At 71.5% G+C, this 18,551-nt stretch carries 18 protein-coding genes; 8 read left to right on the top strand and 10 right to left on the bottom strand.

The features are described from left to right. Positions 1-40 precede the first annotated feature (40 nt). From G6022_RS01040 to G6022_RS01030, 3 genes are read right to left on the bottom strand one after another with little or no spacing between them, the layout of a single operon-like run. Positions 41-1,144 (bottom strand): zinc-binding dehydrogenase, encoded by a 1,104-nt coding sequence (locus tag G6022_RS01040; protein WP_182690895.1) that lies wholly within the window; start codon positions 1,142-1,144, stop codon positions 41-43. A 14-nt stretch (positions 1,145-1,158) separates the two neighbouring features. After that, positions 1,159-2,346, bottom strand: a complete 1,188-nt coding sequence (locus G6022_RS01035; RefSeq protein WP_182639618.1) for an acyl-CoA dehydrogenase family protein — start codon at positions 2,344-2,346, stop codon at positions 1,159-1,161. Further along, positions 2,343-3,593 (bottom strand): CoA transferase, encoded by a 1,251-nt coding sequence (locus G6022_RS01030; protein WP_182690893.1) that lies wholly within the window; start codon positions 3,591-3,593, stop codon positions 2,343-2,345. Before G6022_RS01030 ends, G6022_RS01035 begins: the two co-directional genes overlap by 4 nt. A 124-nt stretch (positions 3,594-3,717) precedes the next feature. Between G6022_RS01030 and G6022_RS01025 the strand changes: the two genes are divergently transcribed. Genes G6022_RS01025 through fabG form a run of 3 tightly spaced genes read left to right on the top strand, consistent with a single transcriptional unit; the run spans position 3,718 to position 6,822 of the window. Beyond that, complete coding sequence (locus G6022_RS01025) at positions 3,718-4,914, top strand: acyl-CoA dehydrogenase family protein (protein ID WP_182639620.1); 1,197 nt, start codon at positions 3,718-3,720, stop codon at positions 4,912-4,914. Further along, positions 4,911-6,095: a CaiB/BaiF CoA-transferase family protein gene (locus G6022_RS01020; RefSeq protein WP_182639621.1), complete on the top strand. Its 1,185-nt coding sequence runs from the start codon at positions 4,911-4,913 to the stop codon at positions 6,093-6,095. The genes G6022_RS01025 and G6022_RS01020 overlap by 4 nt, the downstream gene beginning before the upstream one ends. Continuing rightward, complete coding sequence (gene fabG, locus G6022_RS01015) at positions 6,082-6,822, top strand: 3-oxoacyl-ACP reductase FabG (protein WP_182616068.1); 741 nt, start codon at positions 6,082-6,084, stop codon at positions 6,820-6,822. Before G6022_RS01020 ends, fabG begins: the two co-directional genes overlap by 14 nt. Positions 6,823-6,856: 34 nt before the next feature. Here fabG and G6022_RS01010 read toward each other — a convergent pair whose 3' ends face one another. Together G6022_RS01010 and G6022_RS01005 are read right to left on the bottom strand one after the other, a co-directional pair. Beyond that, positions 6,857-7,615: an FCD domain-containing protein gene (locus G6022_RS01010; protein WP_179525659.1), complete on the bottom strand. Its 759-nt coding sequence runs from the start codon at positions 7,613-7,615 to the stop codon at positions 6,857-6,859. An 8-nt stretch (positions 7,616-7,623) separates the two neighbouring features. After that, positions 7,624-8,643: an acyl dehydratase gene (locus G6022_RS01005; RefSeq protein ID WP_182690891.1), complete on the bottom strand. Its 1,020-nt coding sequence runs from the start codon at positions 8,641-8,643 to the stop codon at positions 7,624-7,626. A 113-nt stretch (positions 8,644-8,756) separates the two neighbouring features. Here G6022_RS01005 and G6022_RS01000 point away from each other — a divergent pair, with 113 nt between their 5' ends. The 4 genes from G6022_RS01000 (at position 8,757) to G6022_RS00985 (ending at position 13,223) form a co-directional block, all read left to right on the top strand. After that, positions 8,757-9,911: an acyl-CoA dehydrogenase family protein gene (locus tag G6022_RS01000; RefSeq protein WP_182639622.1), complete on the top strand. Its 1,155-nt coding sequence runs from the start codon at positions 8,757-8,759 to the stop codon at positions 9,909-9,911. Further along, positions 9,908-10,360 (top strand): MaoC family dehydratase, encoded by a 453-nt coding sequence (locus G6022_RS00995; RefSeq protein WP_182610334.1) that lies wholly within the window; start codon positions 9,908-9,910, stop codon positions 10,358-10,360. The genes G6022_RS01000 and G6022_RS00995 overlap by 4 nt, the downstream gene beginning before the upstream one ends. 16 nt (positions 10,361-10,376) lie before the next feature. Continuing rightward, entirely contained in the window at positions 10,377-11,621 is a 1,245-nt protein-coding gene (locus G6022_RS00990) for an acetyl-CoA C-acetyltransferase (protein ID WP_182690897.1), read from the top strand. Between the two features lie 246 nt (positions 11,622-11,867). Further along, positions 11,868-13,223, top strand: coding sequence for a PhoH family protein (locus tag G6022_RS00985; RefSeq protein WP_182639801.1), 1,356 nt, complete (start codon positions 11,868-11,870; stop codon positions 13,221-13,223). 102 nt (positions 13,224-13,325) lie between these two features. Here G6022_RS00985 and G6022_RS00980 read toward each other — a convergent pair whose 3' ends face one another. Beyond that, a complete protein-coding gene (locus tag G6022_RS00980; RefSeq protein WP_182639802.1) occupies positions 13,326-14,729 on the bottom strand; it encodes a class II fumarate hydratase in 1,404 nt (467 codons plus the stop codon). A gap of 65 nt (positions 14,730-14,794) precedes the next feature. Further along, positions 14,795-15,805: a class II fructose-bisphosphatase gene (gene glpX / locus G6022_RS00975; protein WP_179525654.1), complete on the bottom strand. Its 1,011-nt coding sequence runs from the start codon at positions 15,803-15,805 to the stop codon at positions 14,795-14,797. Between the two features lie 147 nt (positions 15,806-15,952). Between glpX and G6022_RS00970 the strand changes: the two genes are divergently transcribed. Next, positions 15,953-16,516: a DUF4245 domain-containing protein gene (locus G6022_RS00970; RefSeq protein WP_179525653.1), complete on the top strand. Its 564-nt coding sequence runs from the start codon at positions 15,953-15,955 to the stop codon at positions 16,514-16,516. Positions 16,517-16,607: 91 nt separating this feature from the next. On the opposite strand, the gene G6022_RS00965 is transcribed toward G6022_RS00970, so the two are convergent. The 3 genes from G6022_RS00965 to G6022_RS00955 are packed head-to-tail and all read right to left on the bottom strand — an operon-like array spanning position 16,608 to position 18,525. Then, the gene (locus G6022_RS00965; protein ID WP_179525652.1) at positions 16,608-16,838 is read right to left on the bottom strand and encodes an exodeoxyribonuclease VII small subunit; all 231 of its coding nucleotides are present in this window, start codon (positions 16,836-16,838) and stop codon (positions 16,608-16,610) included. Beyond that, positions 16,838-18,145 carry an exodeoxyribonuclease VII large subunit gene (gene xseA / locus G6022_RS00960; protein WP_182690889.1) on the bottom strand — a complete coding sequence of 436 codons (1,308 nt, stop codon included), beginning with the start codon at positions 18,143-18,145 and terminating at the stop codon, positions 16,838-16,840. The genes G6022_RS00965 and xseA overlap by 1 nt, the downstream gene beginning before the upstream one ends. Beyond that, positions 18,142-18,525, bottom strand: a complete 384-nt coding sequence (locus G6022_RS00955) for a hypothetical protein (RefSeq protein WP_182639912.1) — start codon at positions 18,523-18,525, stop codon at positions 18,142-18,144. The genes xseA and G6022_RS00955 overlap by 4 nt, the downstream gene beginning before the upstream one ends. Positions 18,526-18,551 lie beyond the last annotated feature (26 nt).

Raw genomic sequence — 18,551 nt, 5'->3', positions numbered from 1 at the left:
CGCGGCGGGGGCTGTGCTGCGGCGGGGGCTGTGCTGCGGGTCAGGCCCCGGTGAGCACGACGGCCCGGCCCAGGACCTCACCGCGGTCGAGGGCCTGGTAGGTCTCCGGTGCCTGCTCCAGGCCCACACGCCGGGAGATCACACTGCTCAGGTCGAGCCTCCCCGCGGCGAGCAGCCGGATCAGCGCGGGTACGTCCTGACGTGCGCGGGCGCCGTAGGAGCCCTTGATCTGGATCTTGCGGCGCACGACCCGCGCGAGGTCGACGTCCAGCACCGTCCCGGCCGGCGGGATGCCCACCACGACGACCCTGCCGCCCTCCCGCGTGATGTCCGTGGCCTGGCGGGTGGTGGCGGCCGAGCCCAGCGCCTCGAAGGCGGCGTCGACGCCCCGGCCCCCGGTGATCTCCATGACCGCCTCGGTCGCATCGACCTCGCGCGAGTTGATCGTGTGGGTCGCACCCATGCGCCGCGCCAGGGCGAGCTTCTCCTCGTCCACGTCGACGGCGATGACGGATTCGGCGCCACTCACCGCGGCCAGCTGGACGATGTTCTGCCCGACGCCGCCCACGGCCACGACCGCGACCGACTCACCGGTCCGGACATCCCCGACGTTCCGCACGGCACCGTAGGCGGTGAACAGCGAGCACCCCAGGATCGCCGAATCCGCCAGATCCAGCTCCTCGGGGAGGGTGAACACCGCGGTGGCGGGCGTGACGCTGTACTCCGCCAGGCCGCCCATCGAGTACATGGACAGCGGCTCTCCGTTGGCGCGGTGAAGCCTGGTCTCGCCGTCGTACAGGGTCCCGCGCAGGCGGTTGTACTCGAAGAAGGTGGCGCAGAGGTCCTCCATCCCGCGGGCGCAGTTCTCGCACCACCCGCACGGCATGATGAACGAGCCCACCACGCGGTCACCCGGGCGGACCGCCGTCACGCCACGGCCGACCTCGGCGACGACTCCGGAGACCTCGTGCCCCAGGACCCCGGGGAGCGGGAACCCCACCTCGCCCTTCATCACGTGGAGGTCGGTGTGGCACACCCCGCAGGCCGTGTTGTGGATCAGGACCTCGCCCTCCCGGGGTTCGGGGATCGGGATGTCCTCGAGCACCAGGGGGGATTCCGTGTCCACGCACACCGCAGCCTTCATGGTGGCGACTGTACTCAGTGGTCGCGGCCGAGGAGTTCATCCGAGATGATCCGCATCTGGATCTCGCTGGTGCCCTCGAAGATGCGCGTCAGCCGGGCGTCGCGCCAGTGCCGCTCCACCTGGAAGTCGGTCGTGTACCCGGCCCCGCCGTGGATCTGGACGCCCTGGGAGGTCACCCGCTCGGCCATCTCGGTGGCCACGAGCTTGCACATGGCGGCCTCGAGCGAGCAGCGACGCCCGGAGTCGATGTCCGTGGCCACCGAGAACATGAGCTGGCGCGCGGCCTCGATGTCGGCGGCCATCCGGGCGATCTCGAAGCGCAGGTACTGGAACTCGCCGATCGGTCGGCCGAACTGTTCGCGGGTGGCGACGTAGGCGATCGAGTCCTCCAGCGCGGCGCGGGCCAGGCCGATCGCGCGGGCGGCGGTGTGGGCGCGACCGACCTCCAGGCCGGAGACCGCCAGGTAGAAGCCCCTGCCCTCCCCGCCGAGCAGCGCAGAGGCGGGCAACCGGAAGTCGTCGAAGGACAGCTCCCAGGTCTGCCAGCCGAAGTATCCGATCTTGCGGACGGGGTTGCCGGTGATGCCCGCGGGGAACACGCCGCGATCCTTCTCCACCAGGAAGGCGGAGATCCCGCGGTGGGGCTTGGCCGGGTCCCGGACCGGGTCGGTACGGGCGAACAGCACGAGGTAGTCCGCCTGGTCGGCATAGGTGCACCACATCTTGGTGCCGTTCACCACCCACTCGTCGCCGTCGCGGACGGCTCGGCAGGAGATGTTGGCGACGTCGGAGCCCGCCTCGGCCTCCGACAACGCGTAGGCGCCCAGCCACTCGCCGCGGGCGACGCGGGGGAGCAGGCGCGCCTCCTGATCGGGGGTGAACCCGCCGCCCATCCCGTTGCCACGGGCGAGGAGACCGGAGACCGACAGCCACCCGCGGGCGAGCTCCTCGGCGACCAGGCAGTACTCGAACACGCCCAGGCCGAGCCCGCCGTGCTCCTCGCCGATCATGATGCCGAAGAAGCCGATATCGGCCATCTTCTGCCGGAGCTCGTCGGGGATGTCTCCCTTCTCCGGGTCGAGGCGGTTCGCGACCGGCAGGACCTCCCGGGCGGTGAAGTCGCGGGCCAGATCGCGGATCGCGAGCCGCTCCTCCGTGAGGTACACGGGGACACCGTCGCGGGCGGCGGGTTTGTGGGTCATGACTCAGGTCCCTGCGGTGGTGGGGCGATCGGCGGTGAGTCGATCGGAGCGCGGGGGCGATCGGCGGTGAGGCGATCGGTGTCGGCGCCGAGGTCCGGCGCGGGACCGGTGGCCAGGTGCCGGCCGTCGAAGGTCGCGGGGTGCGCGGCCGCGAGGTACGAGCCGATCCCCGGCTGATCCAGTGCAGCGAACAGCGGGTTGGCCTCGAGATCGCCCTCCGTCACCACCTGGTCGAACGTGCGGTACCGCTCGTGCAGTACCACCGAGTCCTCCAGTGCTCGGGTGACCTCCGCCGTGGTGTGGGCGGAGAACCATCGGGCGAACAGTGCGGCCAGGACCTCCCGGTAGGAGTACCTGTCGGCCTCGGTACCGAAGTCGGCGCCGGTGGCCGACTCGAGGGCGTCAACGGCGTCCCGGGTCCCGGTCACCCGCGCCAGGTCGTGGAAATGCCTGGTGGTCAGGGCGACCACCATTACACGGCCCCCGTCGGCGGTGGTGAAGTCCCTCCCGAACGTGCCGTAGACGTAGTTGCCGACGGCGGGCCGGGTGGACCCGTCGAGCTGCGGTTCGGTGAGGTAGCCCAGCGCGCCGGCGGTGGCCAGTGCGACGTCGTCCAGCGGGAGCACGATGCGTCGGCCCCGGCCGGTCCTCTCCCGCTCGCGGACGGCGGAGACCACCGCCAGCGCCGCGTGGAGTCCCGCGGCGACGTCCCAGGCCGGCAGGGTGTGGTTGACCACCTGTCCACCGCCCTGTCCACCGCCCTGTCCACCGCCCTGCCCGCCGTCCTGTCCGGTGATCGCGGGGAACCCGAGGGCGGCGTTGACGGTGTAGTCGACCCCGGGGCGGCCGTCGCGACGTCCGAGCAGTTCGAGGGTGATGACATCGGGTCGAACCGCGGCCAGACGCTCATGGCTCATCCACTCCCGGCCGGCGGAGTTGGTCACGAGGATTCCCGAGCCCTCCCCGGGAGCGGTGACGAGGTCCCGGAACGACTGCCGGCCCTCGTCGGACCGGAGGTCGAGGGTCACCGAGGACTTGCCCCTGTTGAGGCCGGTCCAGTAGATCGAGGTTCCGCCCGGGGCGAGCGGCCAGCGGTGCACGTCCGCCGCGCCGCCCACCGGGTCGACGCGGATGACCTCGGCGCCGAGCTGGGCGAGCGTGAGCCCGCACAGGGGAGAGGCCACGAAGCTGGAGAGTTCGACCACGCGGATGCCGCTGAGCGGTCGCGACTCGCTGGATTCGGCCATCGGTGGCTCCCGGGGGTCCGGCGGTGACTATTGCCCCGCTCCGTAATTGATGATAATAGTTTGAAGCATACTTCACCGGATCGTGGTTCCGCGAGGGCCATCACGGACGACAGAGGACACAGTCATGAGCGATCAGGCGGACTCGGTGGGGCCCGAGGTCGACGCGGAGGACTTCGCGGCCATCCTCGCCACGACCCGCGACTACATCCGGACCGTGGTGATGCCCCGGGAGCGGGAGATCGCCGACGCCGACGCCGTCCCGGAGGACATCCGGGCCGGGCTGGCCGAGATGGGGATGTTCGGGTACGCGATCCCGCAGCAGTGGGGTGGCCTGGGGTTGGACCTGACCCAGGACGTCGAGCTGGCGATGGAATTCGGGTACACCAGCCTGGCCATGCGGTCGCTGTTCGGCACCAACAACGGGATCGCCGGGCAGGTCCTGGTGAACTTCGGCACCGACGAGCAGAAGGCGGAGTGGCTGGAGCGGATCGCGTCCGGCGAGGTGATCGCGTCCTTCGCGCTGACCGAGGACGGTGCGGGGTCCAATCCCGCCGGGCTGGCGACCAGGGCCGTCCGGGACGGCGACGACTGGGTCATCGACGGCACCAAGCGCTTCATCACCAACGCGCCGGTGGCGGATCTGTTCGTCGTGTTCGCCCGGACTCGCCCCGCGGACGCCGGTGGCCCGGGGATCGCGGTGTTCCTCGTCCCCGCCGACGCGGCCGGGGTCACGGTGGGACCGAAGGACCGCAAGATGGGCCAGGAGGGTGCCCCGACCTCAGAGGTGGACTTCAGTGGTGTCCGGGTCCCCGCCTCGTCGCTGGTGGGGGGAGACGAGGACGCCGGGTACCGCGCGGCGATGACGTCCCTGGCCCGCGGTCGCGTGCACATCGCCGCCGTCGCCGTGGGGTCGGCGAGAAGGGCGCTCGACGAGTCGCTGGCCCATGCGGCCACCACCACGCAGGGGGGCACGGCCGTCGGCGACTTCCAGCTGGTCCAGGCCATGATCGCCGACCAGCAGGTCGGGGTGATGGCCGGACAGGCGCTGGTCCGGGAGGTCGCGGCCAAGTACGTCTCGGGAGAGGACCGACGCATCGCCCCGTCCGTCGCCAAGCTCTTCTGCACGGAGATGGCGGGGAAGGTCGCCGACCTGGCCGTCCAGATCCACGGCGGCACCGGGTACATGCGGGGCGTGGTGGTCGAGCGGATCTACCGGGACATCCGCCTGCTGCGCCTCTACGAGGGGACCAGCGAGATCCAGAGGCTGGTCATCGGCGGCGGCCTCATGCGCGGTGCGACACGCGAGGCCACCGCACGATGACGGGAGACGGGCCGCTCCCTCTCGAGGGGATCACGGTCGTGGCGGTCGAGCAGGCCGTCGCCGGCCCGTTGGCCACCCGTCACCTCGCGGACCTCGGCGCCCGCGTCATCAAGATCGAGCGGCCGGGGGAGGGTGACTTCGCCCGGTCCTACGACGACACCGTCCACGGCCTGGCCTCGCACTTCGTCTGGCTCAACAGGGGCAAGGAGTCGATCGCGCTCGACCTGGCCTCCGACGACGGGCGGCGGGTCGCGCTCGAGCTGGCCGACCGTGCGGACGTGGTCCTGAGCAACCTGGCACCCGGGGCGATGGACCGGTTGGGTCTGGGGGCCGCTGCGCTCCGGTCGCGGAAGGACGAGCTCGTCGTCGTCACCCTCTCCGGATACGGCGAGGCGGGGCCGTACTCGGGCCGCAAGGCCTACGACATGCTCGTCCAGGCCGAGTCGGGGCTGTGCTCGATCACCGGTACCCCCGAGACCGCCACCAAGACCGGCGTCCCGGTCTCCGACATCGCGACCGGGATGTATGCGCTCTCGGCGGTCCAGTCGGCGCTGTTCCGTCGGGAGCGGACCGGGCTCGGTGCCACGATCGAGGTGTCGATGTTCGAGGCGACAGCCGAGTGGATGGGCCACCCCATGTACATCCGGATGTACGCGGACCGGCAGGTCGGGCGCATGGGCCTGTCGCACGCCTCGATCTGCCCGTACGACGCCTTCCCCACCAGGGACGGACAGGTGCTCATCGGGGTGCAGAACGACCGGGGATGGGCGGCGCTGGTCCGCGACGTGTTGGACCGGCCGGATCTCGTCGACGACGAGCGGTACGCGACCAACATCGCCCGCGTGGCGCGCAGGGCCGAGGTGGACGCACTGATCGGGTCCCTGACCAGGGAGTACGACTCGGAGGAGCTGGCCGCGCGACTCGACGACGCCGGTGTCCCGGCGGCCCGGCTCAACGACGTCGCCGGACTGGTCCACCACCCGCAGCTCGAGGCGCGGGACCGGTGGCGCGAGGTCGACACCCCGGCCGGACCCGTCCGCGGCCTGCTCCCGCCGATCACCTACGCGGACGTAGAGCTACCGATGGGGCCCGTGCCGTCACTGGGCCGACACACCGATGCGATCCTGGCCGAACTGGCCGGGCGGGCACGAGGAGAGGACACACGTCATGGGACTTCTTGAGGGTAGGACCGCGGTCGTCACCGGAGCCGCGCGCGGGATCGGGTTGGAGATCGCGCGGACGTTCATCGACAGCGGGGCGCGCGTCGTGATCGGGGACATCGACGACGAGGCGGGCGCGGCCGCGGTCACCGAGCTGGGCGGCGAGGACGCCGCACGGTACGTGAACTGCGACGTGCGTGACGGGGCGGCGATCGAGCACCTGATCGACGTGGCCGAGGAGGCGTTCGGGCCGCTCGGGGTGTTCGTGAACAACGCCGGTGTCACCCGCGACGCCACGATGCGCACGATGACCGAGGAGCAGTTCGACGACATCATCGCGATCCACCTCAAGGGAACGTGGAACGGCACCCGCGCGGCCGCCGGGCGGATGCGGGAGCACGGGGGAGGGGCGATCGTCAACGTCTCCTCCATCTCCGGCAAGGTCGGGCTGAAGGGTCAGACCAACTACTCCGCCGCCAAGGCGGGGATCGTCGGACTGACCAAGGCCGCCGCCAAGGAGGTCGCGTTCAAGAACGTGCGCGTCAACGCGATCCAGCCGGGGCTCATCCGCACCGCCATGACCCTGGCGATGCCGCAGCACGTCTGGGACGAGAAGATGGCCGAGATCCCCCTGGGCCGGGCCGGCGAGCCCTCCGAGGTCGCGCAGGTCGTGCTGTTCCTGGCCAGCGACATGTCGAGCTACATGACCGGTACGGTCCTCGAGATCACCGGCGGCCGCCACATCTGATCCGCCTCGGACGGGCACGGCCCGGTGACCCGGGTCAACCGTCGAGGTCCCACCGGATCGGCCTCGCGAGCGCGCTGTGGAACCGCTTCTCCAGGTACGTGGTGTGCTCGTGGATGTGGACCGACATCAACCGGGACGCGGTGTCGCCGTCCCGGTCGGCGATCGCGGCGTAGATCTCCTCGTGGATGTCGCACGTCAACTCGCGCTGCCGCCTGGGGTAGGTGATGCCCATCGAGGCTCCGGCGATCAGGCCGCTCAGCGCATCGAAGAGGTAGCCGAAGAGCGCGTTCCCGGAGCTCCAGGCGATCAGCTCGTGGAATCGCTCGGAGTGGGCCGAGAACGCGGCCTGGTCGCCCATCTGCTCCCGCGTCTGGCGGAGGTTCTCGGCGAGTCCGGCCAGTCCGGCGTCGTCGATCCGCGAGGTGGCCAGACGGGAGATGGTGGGCTCCAACGCCGTGCGGGCCTCCATGATCGTGGAGAACGGGGCGTTCTCGAACTGCAGGAGCAGGCTCAACGTGGCGGCCAGCGTCCCCCCGTCCGGTTGCTGCACGATCGGCCCGCCACCGGGCCCGGGCTTGAGCATGAGCACGCCCTGCAGTTCCAGGTAGCGCAGCGACTCGCGGAGCGTCCCGCGACCGACCCCGTACTGCTCGAGCATGAGGTGTTCCGGGGGCAGCCGGTCGCCGACGGTGTTCCCGCGACGGGAGATGTCCTCGACGATCTGCTGGGCCACCAGGAGCGCCGTCTTCTTGGGGCGGCCCACCCCCGGCCGCGTGCCGCCTTCTGAACTCATGACAACCATTATCCCCGATCCGGGCGTCCGGGCATGAGTACCGTGTACGACCAGTCCAGGACGGGAGCGTCACCGTCCGCCCGGTGGGCGGTGACGAGCGACCGCAGATCGAGCGCCGTCCCCCCGTCCGGGAGATCGACCGCGGCCCCGATCACGAGCTCGCTGCTCAGGGTGTCGCCCTCGCGGACCGGGCCCACGTGGTCGCAGGAGTGCCAGCCGAGCACGGTGAGCATCGTCGGCAGCGCCCGGGTGGCCTGCGACAGCGCGAGTCCGATGGTGTGGCCGCCGTAGACCAACCTGCCGGCGCCCGAGACGCGGGCGTCGTGGTGGGTCTGCGCGATGTTCAGGGTGAGCCGGGCCAGTTCCGGGGCGCTCGAGACCACGTCGGCGCCCGGGCGCAGGACGGTGCCCTCGGCGGGGAGGGGGTCACTCGCCCCGGGGACCGCGGCGCGGTAGGCGGCCAGGTCCCAGGCGTCGGGTGTCGCCCACGGCCGGGTGGTGGCGGTCCCGACCGCCGCCAGGTCGTCGGTGTGGGCGCACGAGTCCGGGTCGACGCCCGGAGCCAGGGGCAGCATGGCGCATCGGTGGAAGTCCAGGACGGTCCGTCCGTCCTGGTCGGTGGTGGTGATGCGGAGCGCGGCGAGCCCGGTGGGGGTGCGGCCCGGTGAGTGGCTGTTGGTCTTGAGTCCCACGACCTCCGTCCGGGTGGTCAGGGTGTCACCGATCCGGGGTGCGGTGAGCAGACGCAGGCCGCGGTAGAAGAGGTTGGCCCGGACGCGCTGGGTGACGAGGGTGGACTGGCCGATCGCGACGTCGACGACGAGGCCCGGGTGGGCCACCGTGCCGCCGGTGACGGCGTGGGCGAGACGACGGTCCAGGGGGAGCCGCAGCCGGTCGCCGAGGATCGCCTGGTGTGCGGCGGCGAGACCGTCGGTCAGGGTGACGGACGGGGCGTCGACGACGACCTGACCCACCGCCAGCTGGTCGAAGTAGGGTCCGCCGACGGGCCGGGCGTCGCGAGTGTCCATGACCGGCATCCTAACCAAACCATGCGCATGATTATTGACTATCGGATGGAGGGTTGCGATGATGTCCGGACCCCGCCCGACGGGCGGATCGAGACGACGACGAGGTGTCACCGGTGCCGGACCTGAACCAGGACGAGGCCGACCTCGTCGCGACCGTGCGCCGGTTCATCGACCGCGAGGTCAGGCCGTCCGTGCGCGAGATGGAGCACGCGGACGAGTACCCGGAACGCTGGATCGAGCAGATGAAGCAGATCGGGATCTACGGCCTGGCCGTCCCCGAGGAGTACGGCGGGATGCCGGTCTCGATGCCCTGCTTCGTGCGCGTCACCGAGGAACTCGCCCGCGGTTGGATGTCCCTGGCGGGCGCCATGGGCGGGCACACGGTGGTGGCGAAGCTCCTCACCGAGTTCGGCACCGAGGAGCAGAAGTCCACCCACCTCCCGACGATGGCCACGGGTGAGGTGCGGGCGACCATGGCCCTCACGGAGCCCGGCGGGGGGTCGGACCTCCAGGCCATGGGCACCGTCGCGACACCCGACGGAGACGACCTGGTGATCACCGGGGCCAAGACGTGGATCTCGAACGCGCGCCGCTCCGGCCTCATCGCCCTGCTCTGCAAGACTGACCCGTCGGCGACGCCCGCGCACAGGGGGATCTCGATCGTCCTGGTCGGGCACGGTCCCGGGCTGACCGTCTCGAGGGACCTGTCCAAGCTCGGGTACAAGGGCGTCGAGACGTGTGAGCTGGCCTTCGACGGCTATCGCACGCCCGCCACGCGGGTGCTCGGCGGCGAGCCCGGACGTGGCTTCGCCCAGATGATGAAGGGCCTGGAGACCGGACGGATCCAGGTGGCCGGCCGTGCCCTCGGGGTGGCGGCCGCCGCCCTCGAGGATTCTCTCGCCTACGCGCAGCAGCGGGAGTCGTTCGGGCAGCCCATCTGGAAGCACCAGGCGGTCGGTCACCGTCTGGCCGACATGGCCACCAAGCTGTCCGCCGCGCGCCAGCTCACGCTCCACGCCGCCGAGCGTTCCGAGGCCGGCGAGCGCTGCGACATGGAGGCCGGAATGGCCAAGCTGTTCGCCTCCGAGGTCGGCATGGAGATCGCGCTCGACGCGGTCCGGATCCACGGCGGGTACGGCTACTCCACGGAGTACGACGTGGAGCGGTACTTCCGCGACGCCCCGCTCATGATCGTGGGCGAGGGGACCAACGAGATCCAACGCAACGTCATCGCATCGCAACTGGTGCAGCGAGGAGGACTGTCATGAGGGTGTTCGAGGGACTGGAGCAGCTCGAGGCCGAACTCGGGCGACACGTGGGGTACAGCGACTGGATGGAGATCACCCAGGACCGCATCGACGCGTTCGCCGACGCGACCGGGGACCACCAGTGGATCCACGTCGACCCGGTCCGTGCGGCGCAGGGGCCCTACGGTGCCACCATCGCCCACGGCTACCTGACCCTCTCCCTGCTGCCCGTGCTGGGCGCGGAGGTCATGGAGATCCGGGGGTTCCGGATGATGATCAACTACGGCGTCGACAAGGTCCGGTTCCCGGCACCGGTCCCGGTGGGATCGCGCATCCGGGCGGGGATCGAGCTCACCTCGCTCCAGCGCAGGGCCTCCGGGGTCCAGTTGGGCAGTCTGGTGACCGTGGAGGTCGAGGGCTCCGACCGTCCGGCGGTCGTCGCCGAGACCGTCCGGATGATGGTGGAGTGAGTCGGTGAGTTCCCGCATGTCGCGGGCCCTCGCCGACGTCGTGGTCTGCGAACCCGTGCGCACCGCGGTGGGTCGCCGCCACGGCGCCCTCGCCCCGCTCGCGGCCGCCGATCTGGCCGCGGCCGCGATCTCCGGTCTGGTCGACCGCACCGGTCTGTCCGCCACGGACGTCGACGACGTGATCCTCGGGCAGTGTTACCCGAACGGGGAGGCTCCGGCGATCGGGCGCGTCGCGGCACTGGACGCCGGCCTGGACATCCGCACCCCCGGGATCCAGATCGACCGCCGGTGCGGATCCGGACTGCAGGCCGTGCTCAACGCCGCGATGCAGGTGGCGGTGGGCGCGAGCGAGGTGGTGATCGCGGGCGGGGCGGAGTCGATGTCGAACAGCGAGTTCTACTCGCTCGGCCTGCGCGGCGGTGTCCGCGGTGACCGCGTCGAGTTCGTCGACCGCATCGCGCGGGGCCGGGTGACGTCGGGCGGCCGTGACCACCCGATCCCCGGAGGCATGCTCGAGACCGCCGAGAACCTCCGCGCCGAGTACTCGATCTCCCGAGCCGAGCAGGACGAGCTGGCGGCCGAGAGCCAGCGGCGCGCCGTCGCGGCGCAGGACGGGCGGGTGTTCGACGAGGAGATCGTGCCGGTGCGGGTCCCCCGGGGCGGGGGAGACGACGTCGTCGTCGTCGTCGACACCGACGAGCACCCCCGCCGCGGTGTCACCGCGGCATCACTCGCCGCGCTGCGCCCCGTGCGCTCCCGGCTCGACCCCGACGCGACCGTGACCGCCGGCAACGCCAGCGGGGAGAACGACGGCGCCGCGGTGTGCGTCGTGACCACCCGCGATCGCGCGGAGAGCCTCGGGCTGCGCGCGTACGTCAGGCCCCTCGGGTGGTCGGTGACCGGGGTCCATCCCGCTCGGATGGGGATCGGTCCCGTCTCCGCCACCGCCGGGCTCCTGAACGATCTCGGGCTGCGTCTCGCCGCCTTCGACCTGATCGAACTCAACGAGGCCTTCGCCGCCCAGGTCCTGGCGTGCCTGCGGGAGTGGGAGGGCGGGTTCGGCTTCACGGCGGCCGACCGCGAGCGGCTCAACGTGCACGGCTCGGGGATCTCGCTCGGCCACCCCGTCGGGGCCACGGGGACCCGCATCCTCACCACGATGGCCCGCGAGCTCGCCCGCCGGCAGGGCCGGCTCGCTCTGGAGACGATGTGCCTGGGCGGCGGACAGGGCCTGGCCGCCGCGTTCGAGAGGGTGCCGTGACCCGGTGTGCGTCACGGACCCCGGCGAGACCGACAAATTCACGATGAGTTAACTCACACTCGTGTGATTCGGGCGTAGCGTGGGTCACAACGGTCGGTGGGGAAGCCGACCGTCGGGAGGTCCCAGCCGATGATCGATCCACTCGATCGGGAGGGGGCCGGCACCCGGCCCCGTCACCACCAGGTGACCTGGGCCGACCGGTCCACCCCCAGCTCGCCCGCGGGTGCCGCGGGCCAGGAGTCCGCCGTGACCGACACCGTACGCACCTACGTCCTCGACACCTCGGTTCTGCTCTCTGACCCGTGGGCCGTCACCCGCTTCGCCGAGCACCGCGTGGTGCTGCCCATCGCGGTGATCGGGGAGCTGGAGGGCAAGCGACACCACCCCGAGCTGGGCTACTTCGCCCGCGAGGCGCTCCGACTCCTCGAGGATCTGCGCCTCCGCCACGGGCGGCTCGACGGCGACCTGCCCATCACCGACCAGGGGGGAACCCTGCGGGTCGAGCTCAACCACACCGACCAGGCGATCCTGCCCGCCGGGTTCCGGAACACGGGGGAGGACTCCCGGATCCTCGCGTGCGCGCTCAACCTCCGCGCCGAGGGCCTCGACACCGTCCTGGTCTCCAAGGACGTGCCGCTGCGGGTCAAGGCGGGCTCCGTGGGACTGCCCGCCGACGAGTACCACGCCCAGGACGTGGTGCTGACCGGCTACAGCGGGGTCGCGAACCTGCCCGCCACCCAGGACCTCGTGGACACCCTGTTCTCCGATGGCGGGGCCTCGCCCCTCGCGGCCCGGGCGGCCGGCCTGGACGTGGAGACGCCGGTGCACTGCGGGATCCGGGTCCAGACCGAGTCGTCCTCGGCGCTGGCCCGCGTCACCGACGGCGGCGGCCTCAAGCTCGTCCGCGGCGACATCGAGGTGTTCGGACTGCGCGGTCGCTCCGCCGAGCAGCGCATCGCCATCGACTGCCTGCTGGACGAGTCGATCGGGATCGTCTCCCTCGGAGGCCGGGCGGGGACGGGCAAGTCCGCGCTCGCCCTGTGCGCGGGGCTCGAGTCGGTACTGGAGCGTCGCCGCCACCGCAAGATCGTGGTGTTCCGGCCCCTCTACGCCGTGGGCGGACAGGAGCTCGGGTACCTGCCTGGGAGCGAGACGGAGAAGATGTCGCCGTGGTCCCAGGCGGTGTTCGACACCCTCGAGGGCCTGGTCAGCGAGAACGTGATCGACGAGGTGATGGACCGGGAGATCCTGGAGGTGCTGCCGCTGACCCACATCCGCGGCCGGAGCCTGCACGACTCGTTCGTGATCGTCGACGAGGCGCAGTCACTCGAGCGCAACGTCCTGCTCACGGTGCTCTCCAGGCTGGGGACGGGATCGCGCGTGGTGCTCACCCACGACGTGGCCCAGCGGGACAACCTGCGGGTCGGCCGTCACGACGGGATCCAGGCCGTGGTGGAGAAGCTCAAGGGGCATCCGTTGTTCGCACACGTCACCCTCAACCGCCCGGAGCGCTCGGCGATCGCCGAACTGGTCACCACGATGCTCGAGGAGTTCCACCCGGACGCCGAGCCGGGGGAGCTGCGCCGGATCACCGCGGCATGACCAACGGGTGAGCAGACACCGCGCTGCGTGCCCGGACCGGGCACGCAGCGCGGTGTTCCTCACCGGGTCTCGGCGGCCCCGTGCGGCAGGCCGCGTCCGGGGTCAGCGCTCGCGGTCGAGGCCCGTCATCCCCAACACGTCGAGGCGGCGGTCCAGCTCGTCCTCGCTCAGCGGGTCGGGGACGAAGCCCAGGGCGATGACGGCCTCGCGGATCGTCAACCCCTCCGCCAGGGCGTGCTTGGCCACCCGGGCGGCCTCCTCGTAGCCGATCGCCGAGTTGAGCGGGGTGACGATCGAGGGCGAGGACTCGGCGTACCGGCGCATCCGCTCGACGTCGGGCTCGATCCCGTCGATGCAGCGTTCGGCGAACAGGGTCGTGGACGTGGTGAGGATCCGGGCGGACTCCAGGACGTTGCGGGCCATCACCGGGATCGCCGTGTTGAGCTCGAAGGCTCCGGTGGCGCCGGCCCAGGCCACGGCCTCGTCGTTACCCACGACCTGGGCGGCGACCTGGGAGATGGTCTCGCACAGTACGGGGTTGACCTTGCCGGGCATGATCGACGACCCGGGCTGCAGGTCCGGCAGGTGGATCTCGGACAACCCGGTCATGGGACCGGACCCCATCCACCGGACGTCGTTGGCGATCTTGGTGAGTGAGACGGCGATCGTGCGCAGCGCACCGGAGAGCTCCACGAGACCGTCGCGGGCGGACTGCGCCTCGAACGGGTCCTCCGCCAGGCGCAGCTCCTCGAGCCCCGTGAGTGAGCGCAGTTCCTCGACCACCGCGGAGCCGAAACCGTCCGGCGCGTTGAGTCCGGTGCCGGCCGCGGTGCCACCGATCGGGAGCTCGCCCACCCGGGGCAGGGTGGCGCACACGCGCTCGGCCCCGGCCCGGATCTGGCGCGCGTACCCCCCGAACTCCTGGCCGAGGGTCACGGGCACCGCGTCCATGAGATGGGTGCGGCCGGACTTGACCACCTCCCGCCACTCGACGGACTTGCGCTCGAACGACCCGGCCAGCACACCCAGCGCGGGGACGAGCTCGGTCAGCGCCAACTCCGTCGCGGCGACATGCGTGGCGGTGGGGAAGGTGTCGTTGGAGGACTGCGACATGTTGACGTCGTCGTTCGGGTGGACCGTGACGCCCTCGGCCGCGCACATCGAGGCGATGACCTCGTTGGCGTTCATGTTCGAGCTGGTTCCGGAGCCGGTCTGGAACACGTCGACGGGAAAGTGGTCGTCGACCTCACCCTCCGCGATCCGTCCGGCCGCGGACACGATGGCGTCGACCTTGGTCTTCTCGAGGAGACCGAGACGGCCGTTGACGGTCGCGCAGGCGGACTTGAGTAGGCCGAGGGCGCGGATCTGTGCGCGCTCGAGACCGCTGCCCGAGACCGGGAAGTTCTCCACCGCCCGCTGGGTCTGGGCCCGCCAGAGCGCGTCGACGGGTACCCGGACCTCGCCCATGGTGTCGTGCTCGATACGGAATCCACTCTGGTCAGCCATACGGTCAGAGTAGGCGGGCACGCCGCACCGTGCAGGCGCTCTCGGCGCGGCGGGCCCGGGTGGGGTCAGCTGTCGCGCGTCCCCTGGCCGTAGTCGACCGCCGAGAACTCGCGGAGCTTCTCCATGCGGTGGCGGGCCTCGACGTGCCGGACCGTGCCCGACTTCGATCGCATGACCAGCGACCTGGTGACGGCGCCGTTCGAGCGGTAGCTGACGCCACGGACCATGTCGCCGTTGGTGATACCGGTCGCCGCGAAGAAGCAGTTGTCACCCTTGACCAGGTCGTCGGTGCCGAGGAACGCATCCACGTCGAGGCCGGCGTCCACGGCCTTCTGGCGTTCGGCGTCGTCCTGCGGCCAGAGCTGCCCCTGGATCTCCCCGCCCATGCACTTCATGGCGCAGGCGGTGATGATCCCCTCCGGGGTGCCGCCGATGCCCATGAGGATGTCCACCGAGCTGTCGTCCGAGGCGGCGGCGACGCCGCCGGCCACGTCCCCGTCCATGATCAGCCGGACCTTGGCGCCGGCCGCGCGGATCTCCGCGATGAGTTCGGCGTGCCGGGGGCGGTCGAGGACGCAGACCGTCATGTCCCCGACGTCGATGTTCTTGGCCTTGGCCACGGACAGGATGTTCCATTCGGTGGACTTGGACAGGTCGATGTGACCGACCGCGTCCGGCCCCACGGCGATCTTGCGCATGTAGAACACCGCGGAGGGGTCGAACATCGCGCCACGCTCGGCGACCGCGATGACGGCGATCGAGTTGGGCCGGCCCTCGGCCATGAGGCGCGTCCCGTCGATCGGGTCCACGGCCACGTCGACCGCGGGACCGTGCCCGGTGCCGACCTTCTCGCCGTTGAACAGCATCGGCGCCTCGTCCTTCTCGCCCTCGCCGATCACCACGACGCCGTCCATGTCGACGGTGCCGATGAGCTCGCGCATGGCGTCCACGGCCGCGCCGTCACCCCCGAGCTTGTCGCCCCGGCCCACCCACCGGCCGGCCGCGAGCGCGGCGGCCTCGGTGACTCGGACGAGCTCCATGGCGAGGTTACGGTCGGGGCGTAGGGCGTCTGACATGTGGCGTCGGGCTCCTCGGATAGCTGCGCGCGAACAGACGTGGCCACTCGCCGCACGATGGGGTGTCGGCGCTCATTGTTGCACCTCCCGACGCCCGCCGGGGGCCAGGCGCCCGACATGCCCCGGGTGGGTGGGATACTGGACGCCGTGGCCGAGCCGAAACCGAGAATCCTGCAGGGCAACCGCGACATGTTCTGGTCGGTGGTGGTGCTCATGGCGATCGTCGGGATCTTCGCCGGAGTCGCGGGCCAGTGCACCTTCAGCCCGTCCGGACCACAGCAGGGCGCCATCCCCGAGTTCGACGCCGAGGCCTCCCTGCGCCAGGACGCGCGCAGCCTGGGCTTCCCGGTCCGGTCCCCGGACGTCCCGGAGGAGTGGACCTCGAACTCGGGGCGGGTCGAGAGCTTCGCCGACACCACCTCGAGTCACGTCGGCTGGGTGACGGGCGAGCGGAGCTTCGTCGAACTGGTCCAGTCCGACGCCCCCGAGGAGGCGTTCCGGTCACTGAACGGCGGGCCGCGACCGAGCCGGACCATCGTGCCGGTGACCGGGCAGGAGTGGACCGTGTACACCGGCGACGACGTCCGTCCGGTGTGGGTGCTGGACCTGGACGACGTCCGCGTGGCGGTGACCGGGTCGGCCACCACCTCGGACTTCGAGGCGTTGGCCGCGGCCGTCCAGGACGCCGAACCGCTCCCGAGCAGCCGGTAGCCAGCGGTTCGACCGCCACCGGTTCGACCGCCGCCAGATCGACCCTGGCCGGCCGGGCGCGCGGGGGGTGTGGCCTCCTAGGTACGGCCTCCTAGGTACGGCTTCCGGCGTCGTCGTCGTCGCCCAGCACCGCATCGATCCGGTCACGCGCACCGTCGAGGTGCTCCGTGCACCGCGCGGCGAGCTCCTCGCCCCGCTCCCAGAGCGCCAGGGACGCGTCCAGGTCCTGGCCTCCGGCCTCGAGGATGCGGACCACCTCGATCAACTCGTCGCGGGCCTCCTCGTAGCCGAGCTGGGAGACGGGGGTTTGCTCGTCGGACATCAGGACTGCTCCTCGGGTGTGGCGGGCTCGGGCGGTGTGGTGGTGGCCGCGGGCCGTCCCGCGGCGGGGGTGGTGCCGAGGACGGCGGCGGACAGTGCGCCGTCCGATACCCGGATGCGCAGCTGCGACCCGGGCGGGGCGTGGGCGATGGACGAGACCACCCGGCCGTCGTGGTCCCCGGCGACGGACTGGACCACCGCGTACCCGCGCGCCAGCGTGGCCGCCGGTCCGAGCGTGGTCAGCCGCGCCGCGAGATGGCCGAGGGACGTGGACTCGGTCTGGACGATCCGGGTGATGTCCCGCCGGGCCGCCCGGAGCGCCTCGGCCACCACCTCGGCCCGTGAGTCCACGAGTCCGTACGGGTTCGCCATCACCGGGCGGGAGCGGATCGCCGTGAGTTGCCCGCGCTCCCGTTCCACCCATCCCCGCAGGGCGCGTGCGGTCCGGGCGCGGGCCTCGACGATGCGGCGACGCTCCTCGGCGACGTCCGGGACCACGCGCTTGGCGGCGTCGGTGGGGGTGGCCGCGCGCAGGTCGGCGACCAGATCGGAGAGCGGGGAGTCCGGCTCGTGTCCGATCGCGCTGACCACGGGCGTGCGACACCGCGAGATCGCCCGCACCAGGGCCTCGTCGGAGAACGGGAGGAGATCCTCGACCGAGCCCCCACCTCGGGCCAGGATGATCACGTCGACGACCGGGTCGGCGTCGAGTTCCGCCAACGCCTCCAGGATCTGCGGTACGGCCGACGGTCCCTGGACCGCGGTGTTGCGGACGGCGAACCGCACGTCGGGCCACCGACCCCGGGACACCTCGACCACGTCGCGCTCGGCCGCACTCGCGCGGCCGGTCACCAGCCCGACACAGGTCGGCAGGAACGGCAGCGGGCGCTTGAGACGAGGGTCGAACAGCCCCTCGGCGGCCAGGGCCTGCTTGAGCCTCTCGATGCGGGCGAGGAGTTCGCCGATGCCCACCGGGCGGATCTCGGAGACCTGGAGCGAGAACGATCCACGACCGGTGTAGAAGCGGGGCGTTCCCCGGACCACGACCCGGCTGCCCTCGGTGACCGGCACGGGCGCCTCGGAGATGAGGCGGGGCGGGCAGGTGAGGGTCAGCGAATTGTCCACCGAGGGGTCGCGCAGGGTGAGGAACGCCGTCCGTGTGCCCGGGCGCAGGCTGAGCTGGGTGATCTGCCCCTCGACCCAGACGACGCCGAGACGGTGGATCCAGTTGGCGATCTGGTCCGAGACCACCCGGACCGGCCACGGCTGTTCGGGGCTGCTGGGGGACCTCGTCGATCCGGCGGTCACGTGGTGCGTGGCGCGACGCGGCCGGTCGGAACGTCGGGCTCGTCGCCGCCGGGACCGCGGTCCCCGCCCGGGCCCACGGCGGTGTCAGCCCCGCCCCCGGCCCCGTCGTCGTCGAGGTCCTCGTCGAAGGTCGCCCACTCCGGCTTGTCCGACCGGGAGGGGAACACCGTCGCGATCACCCGATCGCCCTTGACCGCGAGACCGGCGACGGTCTGGCCGGCGTGCAGGTACGACTGCACCAGGCTGCCGGCGACCTTCACGGGGACCGCGGGCAGCGAGACCGCCGCCTGGAGCGCGCGACCGGGGAGCTCCACGGCGAGCTCCACCGCGGAGGCGGCGACCCCGATGGAGACACGGGTGAGGAAGAACGGACGGAGCATGGGAACCTCTCTGCCGGGGGGCGTCC

The sequence above is a fragment of the Dietzia sp. Cai40 genome, from assembly GCF_014145165.1.
In the GTDB taxonomy this organism is placed as follows: Bacteria; Actinomycetota; Actinomycetes; order Mycobacteriales; family Mycobacteriaceae; genus Dietzia; species Dietzia natronolimnaea.
This window is presented reverse-complemented; position numbering and strand designations above follow the sequence as displayed.